The following is a 17,093-nucleotide window of genomic DNA, read 5'->3' as shown; positions in this document are numbered from 1 at the left end:
CAGCAGGACCCTCCCGACCCGGCCCCGGACCGGTGAGCGAACTTCCGTCACACGCCCGCCAACTCGCACAGTCCGGCCAGCTCGTCCATGGAGAGCCCGAGGGCCCGGGCGAGCGCGGCCACCGTGAAGAAGGCCGGGGTGGGAGCCCGCCCGGTCTCGATCTTCCGGAGGGTCTCCGGGGAGATCCCGGCACTCGCCGCGACCGCGGTCATACTGCGGCCGCCACGGGCTTCGCGCAGCAGCCGGCCGAGCCGCTCGCCGCGTTCGTGTTCTTCGGGAGTGAGAGGGGTGCGCACCATGCCCCCATTCTAATACCGGTATAGTAATTGGCATGGTGGAGCTGAAGACAGACACATCTATCGAGGCCATGTACGAGGCGGGACAGGTGGTCGGGCGCGCCCTGACCGCCGTACAAAAAGCCGCTGACGTGGGCGTTTCCCTGCTGGAACTGGACGAGGTGGCACGCGGGGTGCTGCGGGAGGCCGGGGCGTCCTCGCCCTTCCTCGGTTATCGCCCCTCCTTCGCCACCACCCCCTTCCCCGCCGTCATCTGCGCCTCCGTGAACGACGCGATCGTGCACGGCATCCCCACCGGCTACCGGCTGCGCGACGGCGACCTCGTCTCGATCGACTGCGGTGCCCAACTCGGCGGCTGGGCCGGTGATTCGGCGATCAGTTTCACGGTCGGCAGGCCGCGCCCCGCCGACGTCCGGCTGATCGAGACCGCGGAGCAGGCGCTGGCGGCCGGGATCGCGGCGGCGGTCGTGGGCAACCGCATCGGGGACATCGCGCACGCGATCGGCACGGTGTGCCGGGACGGCGGCTACGGCATCATGGACGACTTCGGCGGACACGGCATCGGCCGCCGTATGCACGAGGACCCGCCGGTACCGAACGAAGGACGCCCGGGACGGGGCCTCGCCCTGCGGCACGGCATGGTGCTCGCGATCGAGCCGATGCTCATCGCCGGCGGCACGGACGAGTACCACGCGGCGCCGGACGGCTGGACGCTGAAGACCAACGACGGTTCGCGGGCGGCACACACCGAGCACACCGTGGCGATCACGGACGCGGGCCCACGCGTCCTGACGGCGCGCTGAGTCGACCTGCGTCCCCGCGGGAGTCGAGGGGCGAGGTCCTCCTCAGGAGGGGCCGGAGCAGGTACGCGGTCGACGGAGAGTCGCGTAACTCTGCCCGCGCAAGGGCGAGGAGCGGCGGCTCACGTTCTCGCAGCGGCTGCCCTGCGAGAGCCCGCCGGTCGAGAGCGCGACACCCGGCGCCCGTCCTTCGCGAATTGCCGCACGTCTCGGCACTGCCGGCGTCCGGCCGGCCCGGGCCGGGAGCATGGCCGCTGAGCAGATGGCCCTCCACGGCTTCCGCCGCGTCGCAGAGACAGCTGGGCAGCCCTCCTCGGCGCACAGGCCGAGGAGGGCCTCGTGCAGCGCGCCGCGCCCGACGAGCTGTGCCATGAGGCCAAGCCGGCCGCCCGCTGAAAGTGCCCCGCTCCCCCATCCGTGCGAAGGTGTAACCGGCTGACACCCGGGTTACCCGACCCCGTCACGTCGATCAGCGAGGGGATCCCCGGCCCGCGCGGGGATGCCGGATGGGAACGCCATGACCAGCGGATTCAGCGGACCGGAAGGCTACGACGCCTTCGGAGAGTTTCTCGCCCGTTTCTTCGGCGGACCGCGTCCCGGCCCCCGGCAGATCAACATCGGCCAGCTGCTGAGCCAGCCGGCCCGGGAGCTGGTGCGGGGCGCCGCCCAGTACGCCGCCGAGCACGGCAGCCGGGATCTGGACACCCAGCACCTGCTGCGCGCCGCGCTCGCCGCCGAGCCGACCCGGACCCTGCTGAGCCGGGCCGGCGCCGATCCCGACTCCCTCGCCTCGGAGATCGACGAACGCTCCGGCCCCGTCCAGCACCAGCCGGAAGAGGCCCCGCCACCCACCTCGCTGTCCCTGACCCCGGCCGCCAAGCGGGCCCTGCTGGACGCACACGACCTGGCCCGGGCCCGCGGCGCCGGTTACATCGGCCCGGAGCACGTCCTGAGCGCCCTGGCGGCGAACCCCGACTCGGCCGCCGGGCACATCCTGAACTCGGCGCGGTTCTCCTCCACCGGTCTGCCGCCCGAGACGGCCCCGGATTCCGGACAGCCCCGCGGCGAGGCACCGCGCAGCACGGGCACGCCCACCCTCGACAAGTACGGCCGCGATCTGACCGACCTGGCCCGCCAGGGCCGTATCGACCCGGTGATCGGACGGGACGAGGAGATCGAGCAGACCATCGAGGTGCTGTCCCGGCGTGGCAAGAACAACCCGGTGCTCATCGGCGACGCGGGCGTCGGCAAGACCGCCATCGTGGAGGGCCTGGCACAGCGGATCGTCGACGGGGATGTGCCCGACGTGCTGACCGGGCGTCGGGTCTTCGCCCTCGACCTGACCGGGGTGGTGGCCGGCACCCGCTACCGGGGCGACTTCGAGGAGCGTCTGACGAACATCGTGGGCGAGATCCGCGAGAACTCCGACCGGCTGATCGTCTTCATCGACGAACTGCACACGGTCGTCGGCGCGGGCGGGGGCGGCGAGGGCGGCTCGCTGGACGCCGGAAACATCCTCAAGCCCGCCCTGGCCCGCGGCGAACTGCACATCGTGGGCGCGACCACCCTGGAGGAGTTCCGCAGGATCGAGAAGGACGCGGCCCTGGCCCGCCGCTTCCAGCCCATCCTGGTGCCGGAGCCCACCGCGGCGGACGCGATCGAGATCCTGCGCGGGCTGCGCGACCGCTACGAGGCCCACCACCAGGTCCGCTACACCGACGAGGCGCTGGTGGCCGCCGTGGAGCTGTCCGACCGCTATCTCCCCGACCGCCGCCTGCCGGACAAGGCGATCGACCTCATCGACCAGGCGGGGGCGCGGGTTCGCCTTCGCGCGCGGACCAAGGGCACAGACGTACGGGCCCTGGAGCGCGAGGTCGAGCAGCTGACCCGGGACAAGGACCAGGCGGTCGCCGACGAGCAGTACGAGCAGGCCACACAACTGCGCGATCGCATCGCGGAGTTGAAGCAGCGGATCGGCGAGGCCACCGGACACGACGAGGCCGACGAGGGCCAGCACCTGGAGGTCACCGCGGAGGCCATCGCCCAGGTGGTGTCCCGGCTGACGGGCATCCCGGTCAGCAGCCTCACCGAGGAGGAGAAGGACCGCCTTCTCGGCCTGGAGCAGCACCTGCACGAGCGGGTGGTCGGCCAGGACGAGGCCGTACGGGTCGTCTCGGACGCCGTGCTGCGCTCCCGCGCGGGCCTCGCGAGCCCGGACCGCCCGATCGGCAGCTTCCTCTTCCTCGGCCCGACGGGCGTCGGCAAGACCGAACTGGCCCGGGCCCTCGCCGATTCCCTGTTCGGCAGCGAGGAGCGCATGGTCCGGCTGGACATGAGCGAGTACCAGGAACGGCACACGGTCAGCCGTCTGGTGGGCGCCCCGCCCGGATACGTCGGCCACGAGGAGGCGGGCCAGCTCACCGAGGTGGTCCGCAGGCACCCCTATTCGCTGCTGCTCCTGGACGAGGTGGAGAAGGCCCACCCGGATGTGTTCAACATCCTCCTCCAGGTCCTGGACGACGGACGGCTGACCGACTCCCAGGGCCGCACGGTCGACTTCACCAACACCGTCATCGTGATGACGAGCAACCTGGGCTCGGAGGCGATCACCCGCAGGGGTGCGGGCATCGGCTTCGGGCCGGGCGGAGCGGACTCGGACGAGGAGGCCCGACGGGAGCGGATCCTGCGCCCCCTGCGCGAGCACTTCCGTCCCGAGTTCCTGAACCGGATCGACGAGATCGTCGTCTTCCGCCAGCTGACGGGTGATCAACTGCGTGAGATCACCAGGCTGTTGCTGGAGCGGACCCGCCGCCTGCTGCACGCCCAGGGCGTCTCGGTCGACTTCACCGACAGCGCGGTGGACTGGCTCGCCGAACGCGGCTACCAGCCGGAGTACGGCGCCCGGCCGCTGCGCCGCACGATCCAGCGGGAGGTGGACAACCAGCTGTCCCGCCTCCTCCTGGACGGCAGGATCGCGGACGGCGGCCGGGTGACGGTGGACACGGAGGCAGGCGGCTTGACGTTCACCGGGACTCCGTAGGTGCGCGAGCAGCCCCGCGCACCTTCGGACCCCTACGGCGCGGGGTGCACCACTTGCGCGGAGCCGCCGCCCCGGCGAACGGTCTCAGCGGCCGCCAGCCACTTCCCGCCCGGCAACCGCTGCACCCCTGTCGCCGCCCCGATCTCCGGATTCAGCTTGAACGAGTGCCCGATCGCCTCCAGCTGGGACCGCACCCCACTGCTGTACAGGGCCGGCTCCAGCTCGGTCTGTGCGGCATTGCGCTGACTCGCCCGAGGCGCGGCGATCGCGTCCACGAGCGGCAGTCCACGGTCCACGAACTCGGTCAGTACCTGCAGCACGGTGGTGATGATGGTCGCCCCGCCGGGCGAACCGAGCGCCACCACGGGCTTGTTGTGCCGGTCGAGCACGATCGTCGGCGAGATCGAGGACCTGGGCCGCTTGCCGGGGCCGGGCAGGTTCGGGTCGTGAACGGCCGGGTTGGCCGGAGCGAAGGAGAAGTCCGTCAGCTCGTTGTTGAGGATGAAGCCGCGCCCGGGCACGGTGATCGCGCTGCCACCGGTCTGCTCGATGGTCAGCGTGTAGGCGACGACGTTCCCCCACTTGTCGGCCACCGTCAGATGCGTGGTGTTCTCGCCCTCGTACGTCGTCGGAGCCGCCGTGCCCCCGTCCGAGCAGGCCGCGGGATCGCGCGGGTCCCCCGGCGCCAGTGGGCTCGTGAGCACCGCGTCGTCCTTGATCAGACAGGCCCGCGAGTCGGCGAACCGCTGCGACAGCAGCTCCTTCGTCGGTACGTCCTCGAAGGCGGGGTCGCCGACCCAGCGCCCCCGGTCCGCGAAGGCGATCCGGCTGGCCTCGATGTAGTGGTGCAGGTACTGGACCTCACTGGCCTTCGAGAGGTCGGTGTTCTCGAGGATGTTGAGGGCCTCACCGACCGTCGTGCCGCCGGAGGAGGAGGGCGCGATGGAGTAGACGCCGAGCCCCCGGTACGAGGTGCTGGTCGGCTTCTGGAGCTTGGCCCGGTAGGCGGCGAGGTCCTTCTCGGACAGGTCCCCCGGCCGCGCGTTCCACCCTGAGCCCGGGTCCACCGGCGGGTTGTTCACGGTGTCGACGATGTCGTCACCGAGGTCGCCGTGGTAGATCGCGCCGACGCCCTTGCGGCCCAACTCCGCGTAGGTGCGTGCGAGATCGGGGTTCTTGAACGTGGAGCCGACGGCCGGCAGCTGCCCGCCCGGAAGGAACAGCTTCGCCGTGTCCGGGAAGTAGCGGAACCGCGTCTCGTTGGACGCGGTCTGCGAGCGGAAGGTGTCGTCGACGACGAAGCCCTGACGGGCGATCCGCTCGGCGGGCTTCAGGACGTTGCCGAGCGATCTGCTGCCCCACTGGCCCAGCGCCGTGGCCCAGGTGGCCGGCGTGCCCGGGGTGCCGACGCTCAGTCCGCTGCTGACGGCGTCGGCGAAGGCGAGCGGCTTGCCGTTCTCGAGGAAGAGGTCGGAGTCGGCGGTCAGCGGTGCCGTCTCGCGGCCGTCGATCGTGTGGACCGTACGGGACTTGGCGTCGTAGTAGACGAAGTAGCCGCCCCCGCCGATGCCGGAGGAGTACGGCTCGGTGACGCCGAGCGCGGCGGCGGTGGCGACGGCCGCGTCGACCGCGTTGCCGCCGTTCCTCAGGACCTCGATGCCGGCGGCGGAGGCGTCCGCGTCGACGCTGGAGACGGCGCCGCCGTAGCCGACGGCGACGGGTACTTTCTCGGGTGTCGAGGTGGCTTGCGGCGGCGCTGCCGCCCCCACCGACACCACGGCGGCCGAGACCGCCAGGACCGACAGTTTCCGTGCGACAGGGCGACGCATCCGTACCTCCAGGCCAGGACCGTCCGCGCAGCGTAACCACATCACCGGGGCCCCGACAGCCCTCTTCGGGTCAGGTGTCATGCAAATGCCACACTTCGAACACCGGTACGTACCAACGGTGTCGGCCCGCTACCATGCGCGCACATGACTGACGACGTGCGCAATATCGTCCTGGGCGTGGTGGCGGCCGGCCTCAGTGCCGCGCTCGGCTGGCTCGCCCGGACGTATCTGTGGAAGCGGAAGCTCCGCCGCAAGCAGGCCTTCTTCGGGCTGCCGGACAACTCCGAGTCGCTCCTGGTCGTGAACCGCGGCGCGGGCGGCCCGGACCTCGCGGTGATGCGCTACGACGTGTTCGCCCTCCTGGAGCTCGCCGCGCTCATCAAGGACTGCAACGCGCACGCCCAGGTCCTCCCGCACGACGCGGCACGGCAGGGCTTCGGCGAGCGCACCGAGTTCTGTGTGGGCGGGCCGGCCTCGAACCGCCGTATGGCCGCGCACCTTTCGTCTCTGCTGCCCGGCATCCGCGTGAACGTGGACGCCGAGCCGAGCCCGGACCGCGGCGCCTTCCAGATCGGCACCGAGCGCTACCGGGTGGAGGTCGGCACCTCCGAGTACGCGCTCCTCGCCCGGCTCACCGTGGACCAGAGCAACGGCGCCCGGCCGGTCTTCCTGTTCTGCGGCCAGACCGCGATCACCAACCAGGCGGCGACCCGCTATCTGGCCCGCAACCAGGAGCGGTTGACCCGCAAGTACGGCGACAGCACCTTCGTGCTGCTGCTGAAGGTGGTCAACTCCGGGGCCTACGGGCCGGACGTCGTGGAGCTGGTCGCGGACGTGACCCGGGAGGCCAAGACCCCCCTTCCGGCCCCGGCGGCTCCACGCAACTCCCACCGCGCCTCCTGAATTGATTCACACCACAACAATCGTTACTCCCACGTAACTTACCGACGGGTTACCTCCGGTAAAGCGTCGAGGTTACCGTCTGGTCACTTTGCAGTGACACGAGTAGGGAGTGACCCGTGGGACACCCTCGCAAGGCCCTGCGTACGACCACCGTGGGCGCCGTCTCCGCGACTCTGATCGCCGGTAGCGCCCTCGGACTCGCCCCCACCGCCCGGGCGGCGGACGCCATCCGGTTCGTCGACATCGCCGGTGACGGCGGCACGGTCCTCAAGGCGAACGTCGTCACGCCCGCCGGAGCCGACGGCACCCGGCGCTACCCGCTGCTCGTCCTGCCCACGAGCTGGGGCCTGCCGCAGGTCGAGTACCTCGCCCAGGCCCAGAAGCTCGCGAACTCCGGTTACGTCGTGGTCACTTACAACGTCCGCGGCTTCTGGCAGTCGGGCGGGGAGATACAGGTGGCGGGCCCTCCCGACACCGCCGACGCCTCCAAGGTCATCGACTGGGCACTCGCCAACACCCCCGCGGACGACCGGCACATCGGCATGGCGGGCGTCTCCTACGGCGCCGGCATCAGCCTGCTCACCGCCGCCAAGGACAAGCGCGTCAAGGCGGTCGCGTCTCTCAGCGGCTGGGCGGACCTGATCGACTCGATCTACTCCGGCCGCACCCAGCACGTCCAGGCCGGGGCCCTACTGGACGGCGCGAGCCTCGTCACCGGCCGCCAGAGCGCCGAACTCCGGCAGATCTTCGACAACTTCTACGCGTCGAACCTGTCGAAGGAGCAGGAGATGATCGATTGGGGGAAGAAACGTTCGGCCGCCACATACGTGGACCAACTCAACCAGAACGGCGCGGCGGTCATGATGGCCAACGCGTGGGGCGACACGGTCTTCGCGCCCAACCAGTACGCGGACTTCTACGAGAAGCTGACCGGCCCGAAGAGACTGGAGTTCCGCCCCGGCGACCACGCCACCGCCGAGCTGACCGGGCTGTTCGGTCTGCCCAACGACGTGTGGACCGACACCGAGCGCTGGTTCGACCACTACCTCAAGGGCGCGGACAACGGGATCGACCGCGAGGAGCCGGTCCGGCTCAAGTCCCGTTCCGCAGGCGGCTACGAGGGCTATCCGGACTGGAAGTCGGTCGGCGCGACCCGCAAGAAGATCGCCCTCTCGGGCACCACCACGATCCACACCAACGTCGACTCGGGCGCCGACGGCGGGATCGTCTTCCTGTCCAGCATCCTCGACCAGATCGCCCAGGCTCCCCCGGTTGCGTCGATCCCCCTGCTCCCCCGCCGCTGGGCCGCCGTATGGCAGTCGGAGAAGTACCCGACCGCCCAACAGGTCCGCGGCACCGCGAAGTTGCACACCACGGTGACGCCCACCAAGGAGAGCGGCACCCTCGTCGCCTACCTCTACGACGTGGGGCCGCTCGGCCTCGGCAAGCTGGTCTCCCACGCGCCCTACACCTTCCACGGGCAGACGCCCGGGAAGCCGATCGGAGTCGACCTGGAGCTGTTCTCCACGGCCTACGACGTCCCGGCAGGGCACCGACTGGCCCTGGTGGTCGACACAGTTGACCCGCTCTACATCGAGCACAACCCGTCCGGCGCCCAGCTGACCTTCTCCTCGCCGTCGAACGACCCGTCGTACGTGTCGATTCCGCTGCGCGAGCAGTGATCTCCGGCCGGCGCCGGGCGGGTATGGCTCTGTGACTGCCGCCCCCTGCGGTTCAAGGGCCGTGGGGGGACCCCCGACCCGGCAGCGGCGACCCTGGAGGCTCGGTCGCCGTCACCGTGGGGAGGGGCGGACCATCGTAGTCGAGGTTCAAGGACATGGCCGCGCCCCCTCTCAGTGTTTGAGGATCTTGGAGAGGAAGTCCCTGGCGCGCTCGCTGTCGGGGTTGGTGAAGAAGTCGTCGGGGGCTCGGTCCTCGACGATACGGCCGTCGGCCATGAACACCACGCGGTTGGCGGCCGAGCGTGCGAAGCCCATCTCGTGGGTGACGACGACCATGGTCATGCCCTCCTGGGCCAGTTGCCGCATGACCTCCAGCACCTCGTTGATCATCTCCGGGTCGAGGGCCGAGGTGGGCTCGTCGAAGAGCAGGGCCTTGGGCTCCATGGCAAGGGCACGGGCGATGGCCACGCGCTGTTGCTGGCCGCCGGAGAGCTGGGCCGGGTACTTGTCGGCCTGGTCGGCGAGGCCCACCCGGTCGAGGAGTTCGCGGGAGCGACGGTCGGCCTGCTCCTTCTTGCGCCCCCGGACCTTGACCTGGCCCAGCGAGACGTTCTGCAGGACCGTCTTGTGGGCGAACAGGTTGAAGGACTGGAAGACCATGCCGACCTCGGCACGGAGCTTCGCGAGGGCCTTGCCCTCCTCGGGCAGCGGCTGCCCGTCGAGCGTGATGGAACCGGACTTGATGGTCTCCAGGCGGTTGATCGTCCTGCAGAGCGTGGACTTGCCCGACCCCGAAGGGCCGATGACCACGACCACCTCCCCCTTGCCGACGGTGAGGTTGATGTCCTGCAGGACATGCAGCTCCCCGTAGTACTTGTTGACGTCACGCAGTTCGATCAACGGATCGACGACGGCCATACCCAGCCCTACTCACTCTCAGCTGTGTCGTGGTTGCCGCAACCTATCGAGGCAAGATCGCACTTGAGGAACGACACGCACTTTTCGGTCATAAGCCGTATTTACGCCGCACTTACGGCCACGGTTTCACTCCTCGGCGACCTCCGCGTAGAGCTGGGACAGCTCGGGCACGCCGCTCGCGGCCCACTCGTGTCCTGAGGCCACGACGTCGAACTCACGGCCGGACTCCAGCCGGATCACGGGCTGGCCGTCCGAACGCAGATCCCAGGCCGCTCCGGGTACGGTCCGCACGATGACCGTGCCCAGGTAGAGCCCGGCGTCGTTGCCGAGCCAGAGCAGGATCTCCTCGTCGTCGCGCCAGCCCGGCACCAGCTGATCGAGCGCCTCCAACGAGGCCGCGGTGTCGTCCAGTCGGACACCTGAACGGGACGCGTGGGAGCGCAGGAGCTCGCACTCGGAGAGGAGTTCGGCGATGCCCTCGGGGTCGCGGGTTCCGGGCTTCTCACTCCGGCCGCCCAGAAAAGGGATCTTCATACGTCCAGCGTGTCACTCACCCGGCCGCATGCACCACAGGCGCGCGGGCCCTCGTTTCCGGTCGACTTCGCACCGAGTCCGCGCATGGCACGTTGAGGGGGCCGCTGATGTCTCCTTGGCGGCGCGATGCGCCTTTCGTCCCTGTCGTGGGGTCTAGACGTCCAGGTCCACGACCACCGGCGCATGATCGGACGCGCCCTTGCCCTTGCGCTCCTCCCGGTCGACGTACGCGTCGGTGACGGCCTTCGCGAAGGGCTCGTTGCCGTACACCAGGTCGATGCGCATGCCGCGGTTCTTGGGGAAGCAGAGCTGGCGGTAGTCCCAGTACGTGAACGGGTGGTCATACTTGAGGGGCCGCGGGACCACGTCCGACAGGCCCGCCTCGCGCAGGGAGGCGAGGGCCGCGCGCTCGGCCGGGGTGACGTGGGTGACGCCCTTGAAGGCGGCCACGTCGTAGACGTCGTCGTCCGTCGGCGCCACGTTGTAGTCGCCCAGGACCGCGAAGGGGCGGCTGCCCGCGGCGTCACCGGCCACGGCGGCCCTGAGGGCCTCGAACCACTGGAGCTTGTAGGCGTAGTGCGGGTGGTCGACCTCGCGGCCGTTCGGCACGTAGACCGACCAGACGCGGACCGGGCCGCAGGTCGCGGAGATGGCACGGGGCTCCGCGGCGCCGTCGTAACCGGGGTCGCCGGGCAGGCCCTTGACGATGTCCTCCAGGCCCACCCGGGAGATCACCGCCACGCCGTTCCACCGGCCCGTCGCGTGCACCGCCGCCTCGTAGCCCGCCTCGCGCAGCTGGTCGAACGGGAACTGCTCCTCGGCGATCTTGGCCTCCTGGAGGCACAGCACGTCGGTGCCGGTGCTCTCCAGCCAGGCCAGCAGCCTCGGGAGACGGGCGGTGATCGAGTTGACGTTCCAGGTCGCGATGCGCATGCCCAACAACCTACCGGGCGGCACTGACACTCAGAGTGCCGTGCTCTCCCTCGGCTGCAGCCGCAGGTGCTCCGCGCCACCGAGGGCGCCGATCTGGTTGTCGTAGACCGGGCGAGCCAGGTCCGTGAGAAGGGCGTCGTGGATGTCGTAGGCGCGCTGGGGCTTGACCTCACGGACGTAGTCGATGACCTCGGAGATCTTGCTCCAGGGGGCCATGACCGGGAGCATCAGCGTCTCGACGGCGTGGTCGGGGACGGTGAGGGCGTCGCCGGGGTGGAAGATCCGGCCGCCGTCGACGAGGTAGCCGACGTTGGTGATGCGCGGGATGTCCGGGTGGATCACGGCGTGCAGTTCGCCGTGGACCTGGACGTCGAAACCGGCGGCGGTGAAGGTGTCGCCGTGGCCGACGGTGTGCACCCGGCCCGGGAAAGCGGTCGAGATCTTCTCGGCGACCGACTTCAGCGTCCAGATCTCCACGGCCGGGTTGGCGTCCAGGGCCGTCCGCAGCCGTTCCTCACTGAAGTGGTCGAAGTGCTCGTGGGTGACGAGGATCGCGTCCGCGCCGAGGGCGGCGTCCTCCTCGCTGAAGGCGCCGGGGTCGAGGACGAGCGTCTGTCCGTCCTTCTCCAGGCGGACACAGGAGTGCGACATCTTCGTGAGCTTCATGGGTCCATCCTGCCTCCGGGCGAAGCGCCCGGCTCACTCGGTCGGCGTGGTCTCCTCGCGGATCACCTGCTGGGCCACCTTGAACGCGCTGTTGGCCGCCGGGACACCGCAGTACACGGCCGCCTGGAGGAGCACTTCCTTGATCTCGGACGGGGTGAGGCCGTTGCGCAGGGCGGCCCGGGTGTGGAAGGCGAGCTCGTCCAGATGTCCGCCCGCGACCAGGGCGGTGAGGGTGACACAGCTGCGCGAGCGGCGGTCGAGGCCGGGCCGGTCCCAGATCTCGCCCCAGGCGTAGCGGGTGATGAACTCCTGAAAGTCACCGGAGAACTCGTCGGCCTGCGCGAGCGCCCGGTCGACGTGCGCGTCGCCGAGCACCTCACGGCGCACCTTGATGCCGGCGTCGTACGGGTCGGGACGAGTCCCCGACTGGGGGGCGGGGGCGGCCGGCGCGATCTCGGCGATCGGCACGGGTTGCGGCGGCGCGGCCGTCAGGACCGGGTTGAGCGGGTTCGGGGGGATCGCGGTCTGGCCGGTGGCCGAGTCGAAGGCGGGCTGCCAGGCGGTGGAGAAGTGTCTGACCAGCAGGTCGGTGACGGCCGCGGGCTGCTCGACCGGCACCAGGTGGGAGGCGCCGGGCACGACGGCCAGCCGGGCGTCCGGAATGCCCGCGACCAGGGTGCGGGCCTCGGCGGGGCCGGTGACCTGGTCGTCGGAGCCGACGAGGACGAGGGTCGGCACCCCGACCCGCGCGAGGTCGGCCCGCACGTCGAACGCGGCGAGCGCCTCGCAGGCCGCGATGTAGCACCCCGGATCGGTGGTGCGGACCATCTGCACGGCCCACTCGGTGATCGCGGGCTGGGCGGCGGCGAACCCGGAGGTGAACCAGCGCTCGGGCGAGGTGCGGGCGATGGGATCGAGCCCGTTCGTCCGTACGATCACCCCGCGCTGGCGGAACTCGTCGGCCGTGCCGAAGCGGGGCGAGGCGGCGATCAGGGCGAGCGAGGCGAGCCGCTCCGGGTGGCGCAGCGCCATTTCCATGCCGACCGCGCCGCCCAACGCGCAGCCCGCGTAGCCGAAGCGCTGCACACCGAACCGGTCGAGCGTGGCGAGCAATCGGTCGGTGAGATCGCGGACCGAGCCCGCCGGGTACGCGGGCGCGCCGCCATGCCCCGGCAGGTCGAACCGGAAGATGCGCCACTGCTTGACCAGCTCCGGGACCTGGCGGTCCCACATGTGCCATGTGGTACCCAGGGAGGGACCCAGGATCAGGACAGGTGCGTCTTCTGGCCCGTCAAAGCGGTATTGCAGGGTGTTCGGTGGTGTCTCGCTCACCCGTCTGAGCCTCTCATCTGTCACGACAGCCCCTATAAGCGGGGTCCTGGCTGTAGCTGTTTGACCAGGTGGAAGACCTCCCGGGCAGCGTAGCGTTTGAGGCAACGGACGATTTCGCGCCGGGTCTTGCCCTCCTTGATCCGGCGCTCGTAGTAGTCCTGAGTGCGCGGGTCGACCCGTAGACGGGTGAACACGATGCGATGGAGCGCGGCATTGGCCTGACGGTCGCCGCCGCGGTTGAGGCGACGGTACTGCCGGCGTCCGGAGGAACGCTCGACGGGACTGACCCCGCACAGGGCGGCGAAGGACGCCTCACTGTCCAGGCGTTCCGGGTTGTCCCCCACCGTGATCAGCAGGGCGACGGCCGTGTCCGGACCGATCCCCACCACGTCGAGCAGCTGCGGGGCATGACATTCCACGAGCCGGGCCAGACGAACGTCCACCTCCCGGATCTGCTCGGAGAGCTGGCCGATCCGGTGAGCCAGCAGACCCAGCGTGATCCGAGTGGCCTGCAGCACCGACTCCTCACCGTCCTCCTCGCAACTGCTCACGTCGGCGAACCGCGCACAGGCCCGGAAGAGTTCGGCATTGCCCAGTCCGGCCAGTTCTTCCCGCAAGGCAGGATCGGCAGTAATCAGGACGGACTTGAGCTGATTGATGGCCTGCGTGCGCGATTTGACGGCCGACACCTTCGTGAGTTTGTACATTCTCGCGATCTGCACCGGCCCGTCGCCCGCTTTCGCCCGGGCGCAGGCACGCCCGCTCAATACGGCTCGCGCCGCGTTCTGAGCATCAAGCGGATCCGATTTGCCGCGCCGACGGCGATCTGCCCGATCCATCCGATTCACGTCAAACACGTCTATGCCCTGGGCCAGCAGATAGCGCGACAAGGAAGCCCCATAGGAGCCGGTGCCCTCCACCCCGGCCCGCTTCACGGCTCCCGACTTCCTGGCCCACTTCAGCAGATCGCAGTACCCGGCCGCGGTGGCCGGGAACTCGTCAGTGGCAAGCACTGTCCCCATCACGGAGAGCACCGCAGCCACATGAGCGTCCCGGTGCGTGTCCACTCCCAAAACCACCTCCCCCGCAGGGCGACGACGGCGGGTCTGCGGAGCAGGCGGCGTACTGGACATGGTCGATCTCGACATGCCCGTTCCCCTTTCCGGTCCGACGGCGCGTCGCGTTGCCGGTACCGGACCGCGTCGGGTGGTCAGAATCGTGAGGACGCCACAACAATCGGCAAGCCCCTATCGGGACACACCCCGCCAGCCCGGCACCGACAACGCACCATCCCCGGCCAACAGCCGACACCGTGAGATCAGGACACCTCGGTCAAACATGTCATGAGTCAGACCCCAGGCCCGGGACAGCACCCACTCATCCTCCCGCCCCCATCTCACCTCCGCTCAGGGGTCGCAGAACACGCTCACCCCCCCCTCACGCAACACCCAGAACTGGATCCCAACCGACCACAACAGCGCACGACGCGCTACGGGCTCACCGCGGCAGACCGGCGGGACTTCGCGCTGCTGTTCGGCGATCCCTGGTGGTTGGTGAAGACCCTCCTCGGGCACGCGGACGTGGAGGTGACCAAGCGCCATTACCTCGCGCCCGTCGCGCACCTGCAGCTGGAGTCCATCCTCGCCACTGCTGAGATCACCAACGGCCAGGGCTCGGGAGGCGAGGGCATCGACGACGTGTTCACTCGGCTGGCTCGGGAGACGGCCGGCATCCAGGACGTCGACACGCTGCTCGGGGTGACCAGATGAGCGGGCGGGGACGGAGGGCCGTGTTACCGCCGGCCGACCACCGCACCGAACCGCCGCAACCCCGGGACGGACTGGTAGTGACGGGTAGGCAACAAGGCCGGCGAGAAGAAGGAGTTCGACTTCGCGAAGCTCCCCGCCCCTGAGCGTATGCAGCACTCGCTGGCCGCGCTCTATGCTGCCCAGTCGCGTCGGTGGACGAGCCATTCCTCCGCCGACCACTACTGGAGCCAACTGCTGGTGTTCGTGCGCTTCGTTTCCCGCACCGAACGCGACCTCGCCGAATGTGCTCGACTGCCGGGCAGGCTGCGCAAACATGGCCCGCACCGACACTCACGCCAGTCAACTGCGTGATCGCGCCGACGAGATCGACCAGCTCGCCGCGCACGCACCCATGCACATCGGCAACCGGCTGCGGGCCAACGCCGCCCGGCTCCGCCAGGCCGCCGCCACCGCCGAGGTCCTGAGATGACCGAGCAACCCACCGACGAGCGCACGCGCATCCGCGAGGCCATGGACCGCCTCCTGGCCGGGCAGGCCACCGCCTCCAACGGCAGTCTCACCATCGCGGCCCTCGCCGTCGAGGCCGACGTCCACCGCATGGCCCTGATGAAGCGGCACGCGGATCTGAAGAACGAATTCTACGAGCGGGTACGCACCGAAGCGCAGCAGGTCCCCGAGGCGGAGCGCCGACTACGCGAGTCCGTGGTCAAGCTCAAGGAGACCGTCTCGAACCAGCGAAGGGAGATCAAGGAGCTGCGGGAGCTGGTCACCCGGCTCAGCCTCGCCGCTGCGGTCCTCACCGACCAGCAGAGCCAGTCGGCGCCCCGCTCGCAGGTCCCAGACAACGTCGTTGCCTTCCGTCCGTCCGAGGAGTGACGCTGCGGGCCCGCTCGGCGGCGATGCCCAGGTGGCGCCATGCGCATCAGGCCAGACCTCTGATCAGCCACTATCGCCGACGATGCGCCCCACTGCCACATGATCTCGGCGGCGCTCCGGTTCTGCACCGTTCCTCTGCGTGCCAGGACGTCGGGCAGCGGTCACGCCGCCGCGCTCAACAGATCGGCGAGGATGCCGGGCCGTTCCAGAGCGATGAAGTGGCCTACTCCCGGCACCTGTGTGAAGTCGGCGGCGGGCAGCAGTTCCTTGTCGGCCTGCCGGTCCGAGGGCCGGGACCAGTCCTGCTCCCCGTAGACGAGGTGGACGGGCACCTTGACCTCGGGGTAGCGCGAGCGGGCGGCGATGAGACTGGGCAGGCTCTGGTACACGGCCCGGGCGACGGCCGGGTAGCCGGGGCGGCTGCCCACCTGGAGGAGCTCGTCGACGTAGTCAGCCCGCAGAGCGGTCTTGTCGACCAGCCCGCCCTGCAGGATCCTGCGAAGGGCCGGCTTGGGTTCCACCCCGGCGATCACCGGGCCCACCCCTGGAGTGAGAACACCGCCGACCACGACACGGGCGAGGAGACTGGAGCGGGCGATCCCGCCGGGGAAGTCGTACGTGTTCACCGCGACGACGCGCCGTACCCGCTCCGGCAGGTCGGCCGCGGTGGTCAGGGCGAGCACCGCCCCCATGGACTCCCCGACCAGGGTCACGTCGTGAAGGTCGAGTTCGGTCAGGAGCCGCTTGACGCCCGCGCGCATGGCCGGCTCATCGTACGAGGCGCCGGGCACGATCTCGGAGTAGCCCATCCCCGGCAGGTCGAGGGCGTACACGGTGTACTGGTCCGAGATCAGGGGGATGAGGGAGCGGAAGTGCTCGGCCTGGGTGCGCACGGTGTGCAGCAGGACCACGGGAGCACCGGTGCCCGCCTTGAGGTAGCGCAGTGTTCCCTCGTTGCTGCGACGCCCTGTGCGCGGGGTGATGGTGTGGCTGGTGGTTCCCGGGATGTGAATCGTGGGACGTGGCTCTGAGCTGGGCATCTCGTCAGTTTCCCTTTGTCTGAACGGCTGCGGACGGGTGATTCGGACAGGGCCCGCCCGAAGGGGGGCGTGACCACGGACCAGGCCTTGGATTTATTGAGAAACCGACCGGTTTCCATCATCATAAACCGGTCGGTTTCCGAGCGCAAGGCTGAGGTTGCCATCCGTAGCAAATAGGGTCAGCGCACAGGGGAGACGCGAGGGTGCCATCCGCACGGCGGTCGCCGATTCCGGCCTCAAGGGCTACTACGGCACGCCTGAACGCTCCAACTGCAGGTGTAGGGCTACGCCACCGTGGCCAGCCGTCGAGGCCGAGGGTGATGCGGCCAAGCGGTCCAGGCCGACTGCATGAGGTCCTGGGAAACCGCTTACCTGCTGTTGGGCGCTGATGTCGACGAGACGACGGTCTTCCCGGCGCGCGGCACGCCCGTCAACACCCTTAACAGCCACCGGGCTCCCCTCGATTGCGGGGAAT

Annotated in this window: 15 protein-coding genes and 1 pseudogene; 7 read left to right on the top strand and 9 right to left on the bottom strand. The window is 69.8% G+C overall.

The window, feature by feature from the left end; all coding sequences use genetic code 11:
- Positions 1 to 47: 47 nt before the first annotated feature.
- The gene (locus ACIBJB_RS24540) at positions 48 to 299 is read right to left on the bottom strand and encodes a helix-turn-helix domain-containing protein (RefSeq protein ID WP_398933245.1); all 252 of its coding nucleotides are present in this window, start codon (positions 297 to 299) and stop codon (positions 48 to 50) included.
- Positions 300 to 331: 32 nt separating this feature from the next.
- Here ACIBJB_RS24540 and map point away from each other — a divergent pair, with 32 nt between their 5' ends.
- A complete protein-coding gene (gene map / locus ACIBJB_RS24535; RefSeq protein WP_381123666.1) occupies positions 332 to 1,099 on the top strand; it encodes a type I methionyl aminopeptidase in 768 nt (255 codons plus the stop codon).
- A gap of 514 nt (positions 1,100 to 1,613) precedes the next feature.
- Complete coding sequence (locus ACIBJB_RS24530) at positions 1,614 to 4,136, top strand: ATP-dependent Clp protease ATP-binding subunit (protein WP_398933244.1); 2,523 nt, start codon at positions 1,614 to 1,616, stop codon at positions 4,134 to 4,136.
- Between the two features lie 32 nt (positions 4,137 to 4,168).
- Here the strand turns inward: ACIBJB_RS24530 and ggt are convergent, their stop codons facing one another.
- Entirely contained in the window at positions 4,169 to 5,965 is a 1,797-nt protein-coding gene (ggt, locus tag ACIBJB_RS24525) for a gamma-glutamyltransferase (RefSeq protein ID WP_398933243.1), read from the bottom strand.
- Positions 5,966 to 6,109: 144 nt separating this feature from the next.
- Here ggt and ACIBJB_RS24520 point away from each other — a divergent pair, with 144 nt between their 5' ends.
- Both ACIBJB_RS24520 and ACIBJB_RS24515 read left to right on the top strand, forming a co-directional pair.
- Entirely contained in the window at positions 6,110 to 6,868 is a 759-nt protein-coding gene (locus tag ACIBJB_RS24520) for a hypothetical protein (protein ID WP_398933242.1), read from the top strand.
- 116 nt (positions 6,869 to 6,984) lie between these two features.
- On the top strand, positions 6,985 to 8,550 hold the full coding sequence (locus ACIBJB_RS24515) for a CocE/NonD family hydrolase (protein ID WP_398933241.1): 1,566 nt from the start codon (positions 6,985 to 6,987) through the stop codon (positions 8,548 to 8,550).
- 171 nt (positions 8,551 to 8,721) lie between these two features.
- On the opposite strand, the gene ACIBJB_RS24510 is transcribed toward ACIBJB_RS24515, so the two are convergent.
- The 6 genes from ACIBJB_RS24510 to ACIBJB_RS24485 all read right to left on the bottom strand — a co-directional run bounded on the left by ACIBJB_RS24510 (position 8,722) and on the right by ACIBJB_RS24485 (position 14,000).
- Complete coding sequence (locus ACIBJB_RS24510; protein WP_398933240.1) at positions 8,722 to 9,468, bottom strand: amino acid ABC transporter ATP-binding protein; 747 nt, start codon at positions 9,466 to 9,468, stop codon at positions 8,722 to 8,724.
- Between the two features lie 126 nt (positions 9,469 to 9,594).
- Positions 9,595 to 10,002 (bottom strand): DUF6278 family protein, encoded by a 408-nt coding sequence (locus ACIBJB_RS24505; protein WP_266509876.1) that lies wholly within the window; start codon positions 10,000 to 10,002, stop codon positions 9,595 to 9,597.
- A 153-nt stretch (positions 10,003 to 10,155) separates the two neighbouring features.
- The gene (locus tag ACIBJB_RS24500) at positions 10,156 to 10,935 is read right to left on the bottom strand and encodes an exodeoxyribonuclease III (RefSeq protein ID WP_398933239.1); all 780 of its coding nucleotides are present in this window, start codon (positions 10,933 to 10,935) and stop codon (positions 10,156 to 10,158) included.
- 30 nt (positions 10,936 to 10,965) lie between these two features.
- Complete coding sequence (locus ACIBJB_RS24495; protein ID WP_398933238.1) at positions 10,966 to 11,601, bottom strand: MBL fold metallo-hydrolase; 636 nt, start codon at positions 11,599 to 11,601, stop codon at positions 10,966 to 10,968.
- 33 nt (positions 11,602 to 11,634) lie between these two features.
- Positions 11,635 to 12,933 carry a 4-carboxymuconolactone decarboxylase gene (gene pcaC, locus ACIBJB_RS24490; protein ID WP_398933237.1) on the bottom strand — a complete coding sequence of 433 codons (1,299 nt, stop codon included), beginning with the start codon at positions 12,931 to 12,933 and terminating at the stop codon, positions 11,635 to 11,637.
- Positions 12,934 to 12,965: 32 nt separating this feature from the next.
- A complete protein-coding gene (locus ACIBJB_RS24485) occupies positions 12,966 to 14,000 on the bottom strand; it encodes an IS110 family transposase (RefSeq protein WP_398933236.1) in 1,035 nt (344 codons plus the stop codon).
- A 420-nt stretch (positions 14,001 to 14,420) separates the two neighbouring features.
- Between ACIBJB_RS24485 and ACIBJB_RS24480 the strand changes: the two are divergent.
- From ACIBJB_RS24480 to ACIBJB_RS24470, 3 genes and pseudogenes are all read left to right on the top strand, one after another.
- Positions 14,421 to 14,702, top strand: a pseudogene (locus ACIBJB_RS24480) (integrase); the annotation flags it as partial.
- Between the two features lie 313 nt (positions 14,703 to 15,015).
- A complete protein-coding gene (locus tag ACIBJB_RS24475; protein WP_398933235.1) occupies positions 15,016 to 15,171 on the top strand; it encodes a hypothetical protein in 156 nt (51 codons plus the stop codon).
- Positions 15,168 to 15,578 carry a hypothetical protein gene (locus ACIBJB_RS24470; RefSeq protein WP_398933234.1) on the top strand — a complete coding sequence of 137 codons (411 nt, stop codon included), beginning with the start codon at positions 15,168 to 15,170 and terminating at the stop codon, positions 15,576 to 15,578. Before ACIBJB_RS24475 ends, ACIBJB_RS24470 begins: the two co-directional genes overlap by 4 nt.
- Before the next feature lie 161 nt (positions 15,579 to 15,739).
- Here the strand turns inward: ACIBJB_RS24470 and ACIBJB_RS24465 are convergent, their stop codons facing one another.
- Entirely contained in the window at positions 15,740 to 16,618 is an 879-nt protein-coding gene (locus tag ACIBJB_RS24465) for an alpha/beta fold hydrolase (RefSeq protein WP_398933233.1), read from the bottom strand.
- Positions 16,619 to 17,093 lie beyond the last annotated feature (475 nt).

This window comes from Streptomyces sp. NPDC050759 (genome assembly GCF_044456945.1).
Lineage (GTDB): Bacteria > Actinomycetota > Actinomycetes > Streptomycetales > Streptomycetaceae > Streptomyces.
Note: the sequence above shows the minus strand (reverse complement) of the source record. Positions and strands in the feature narration are given on the sequence as shown.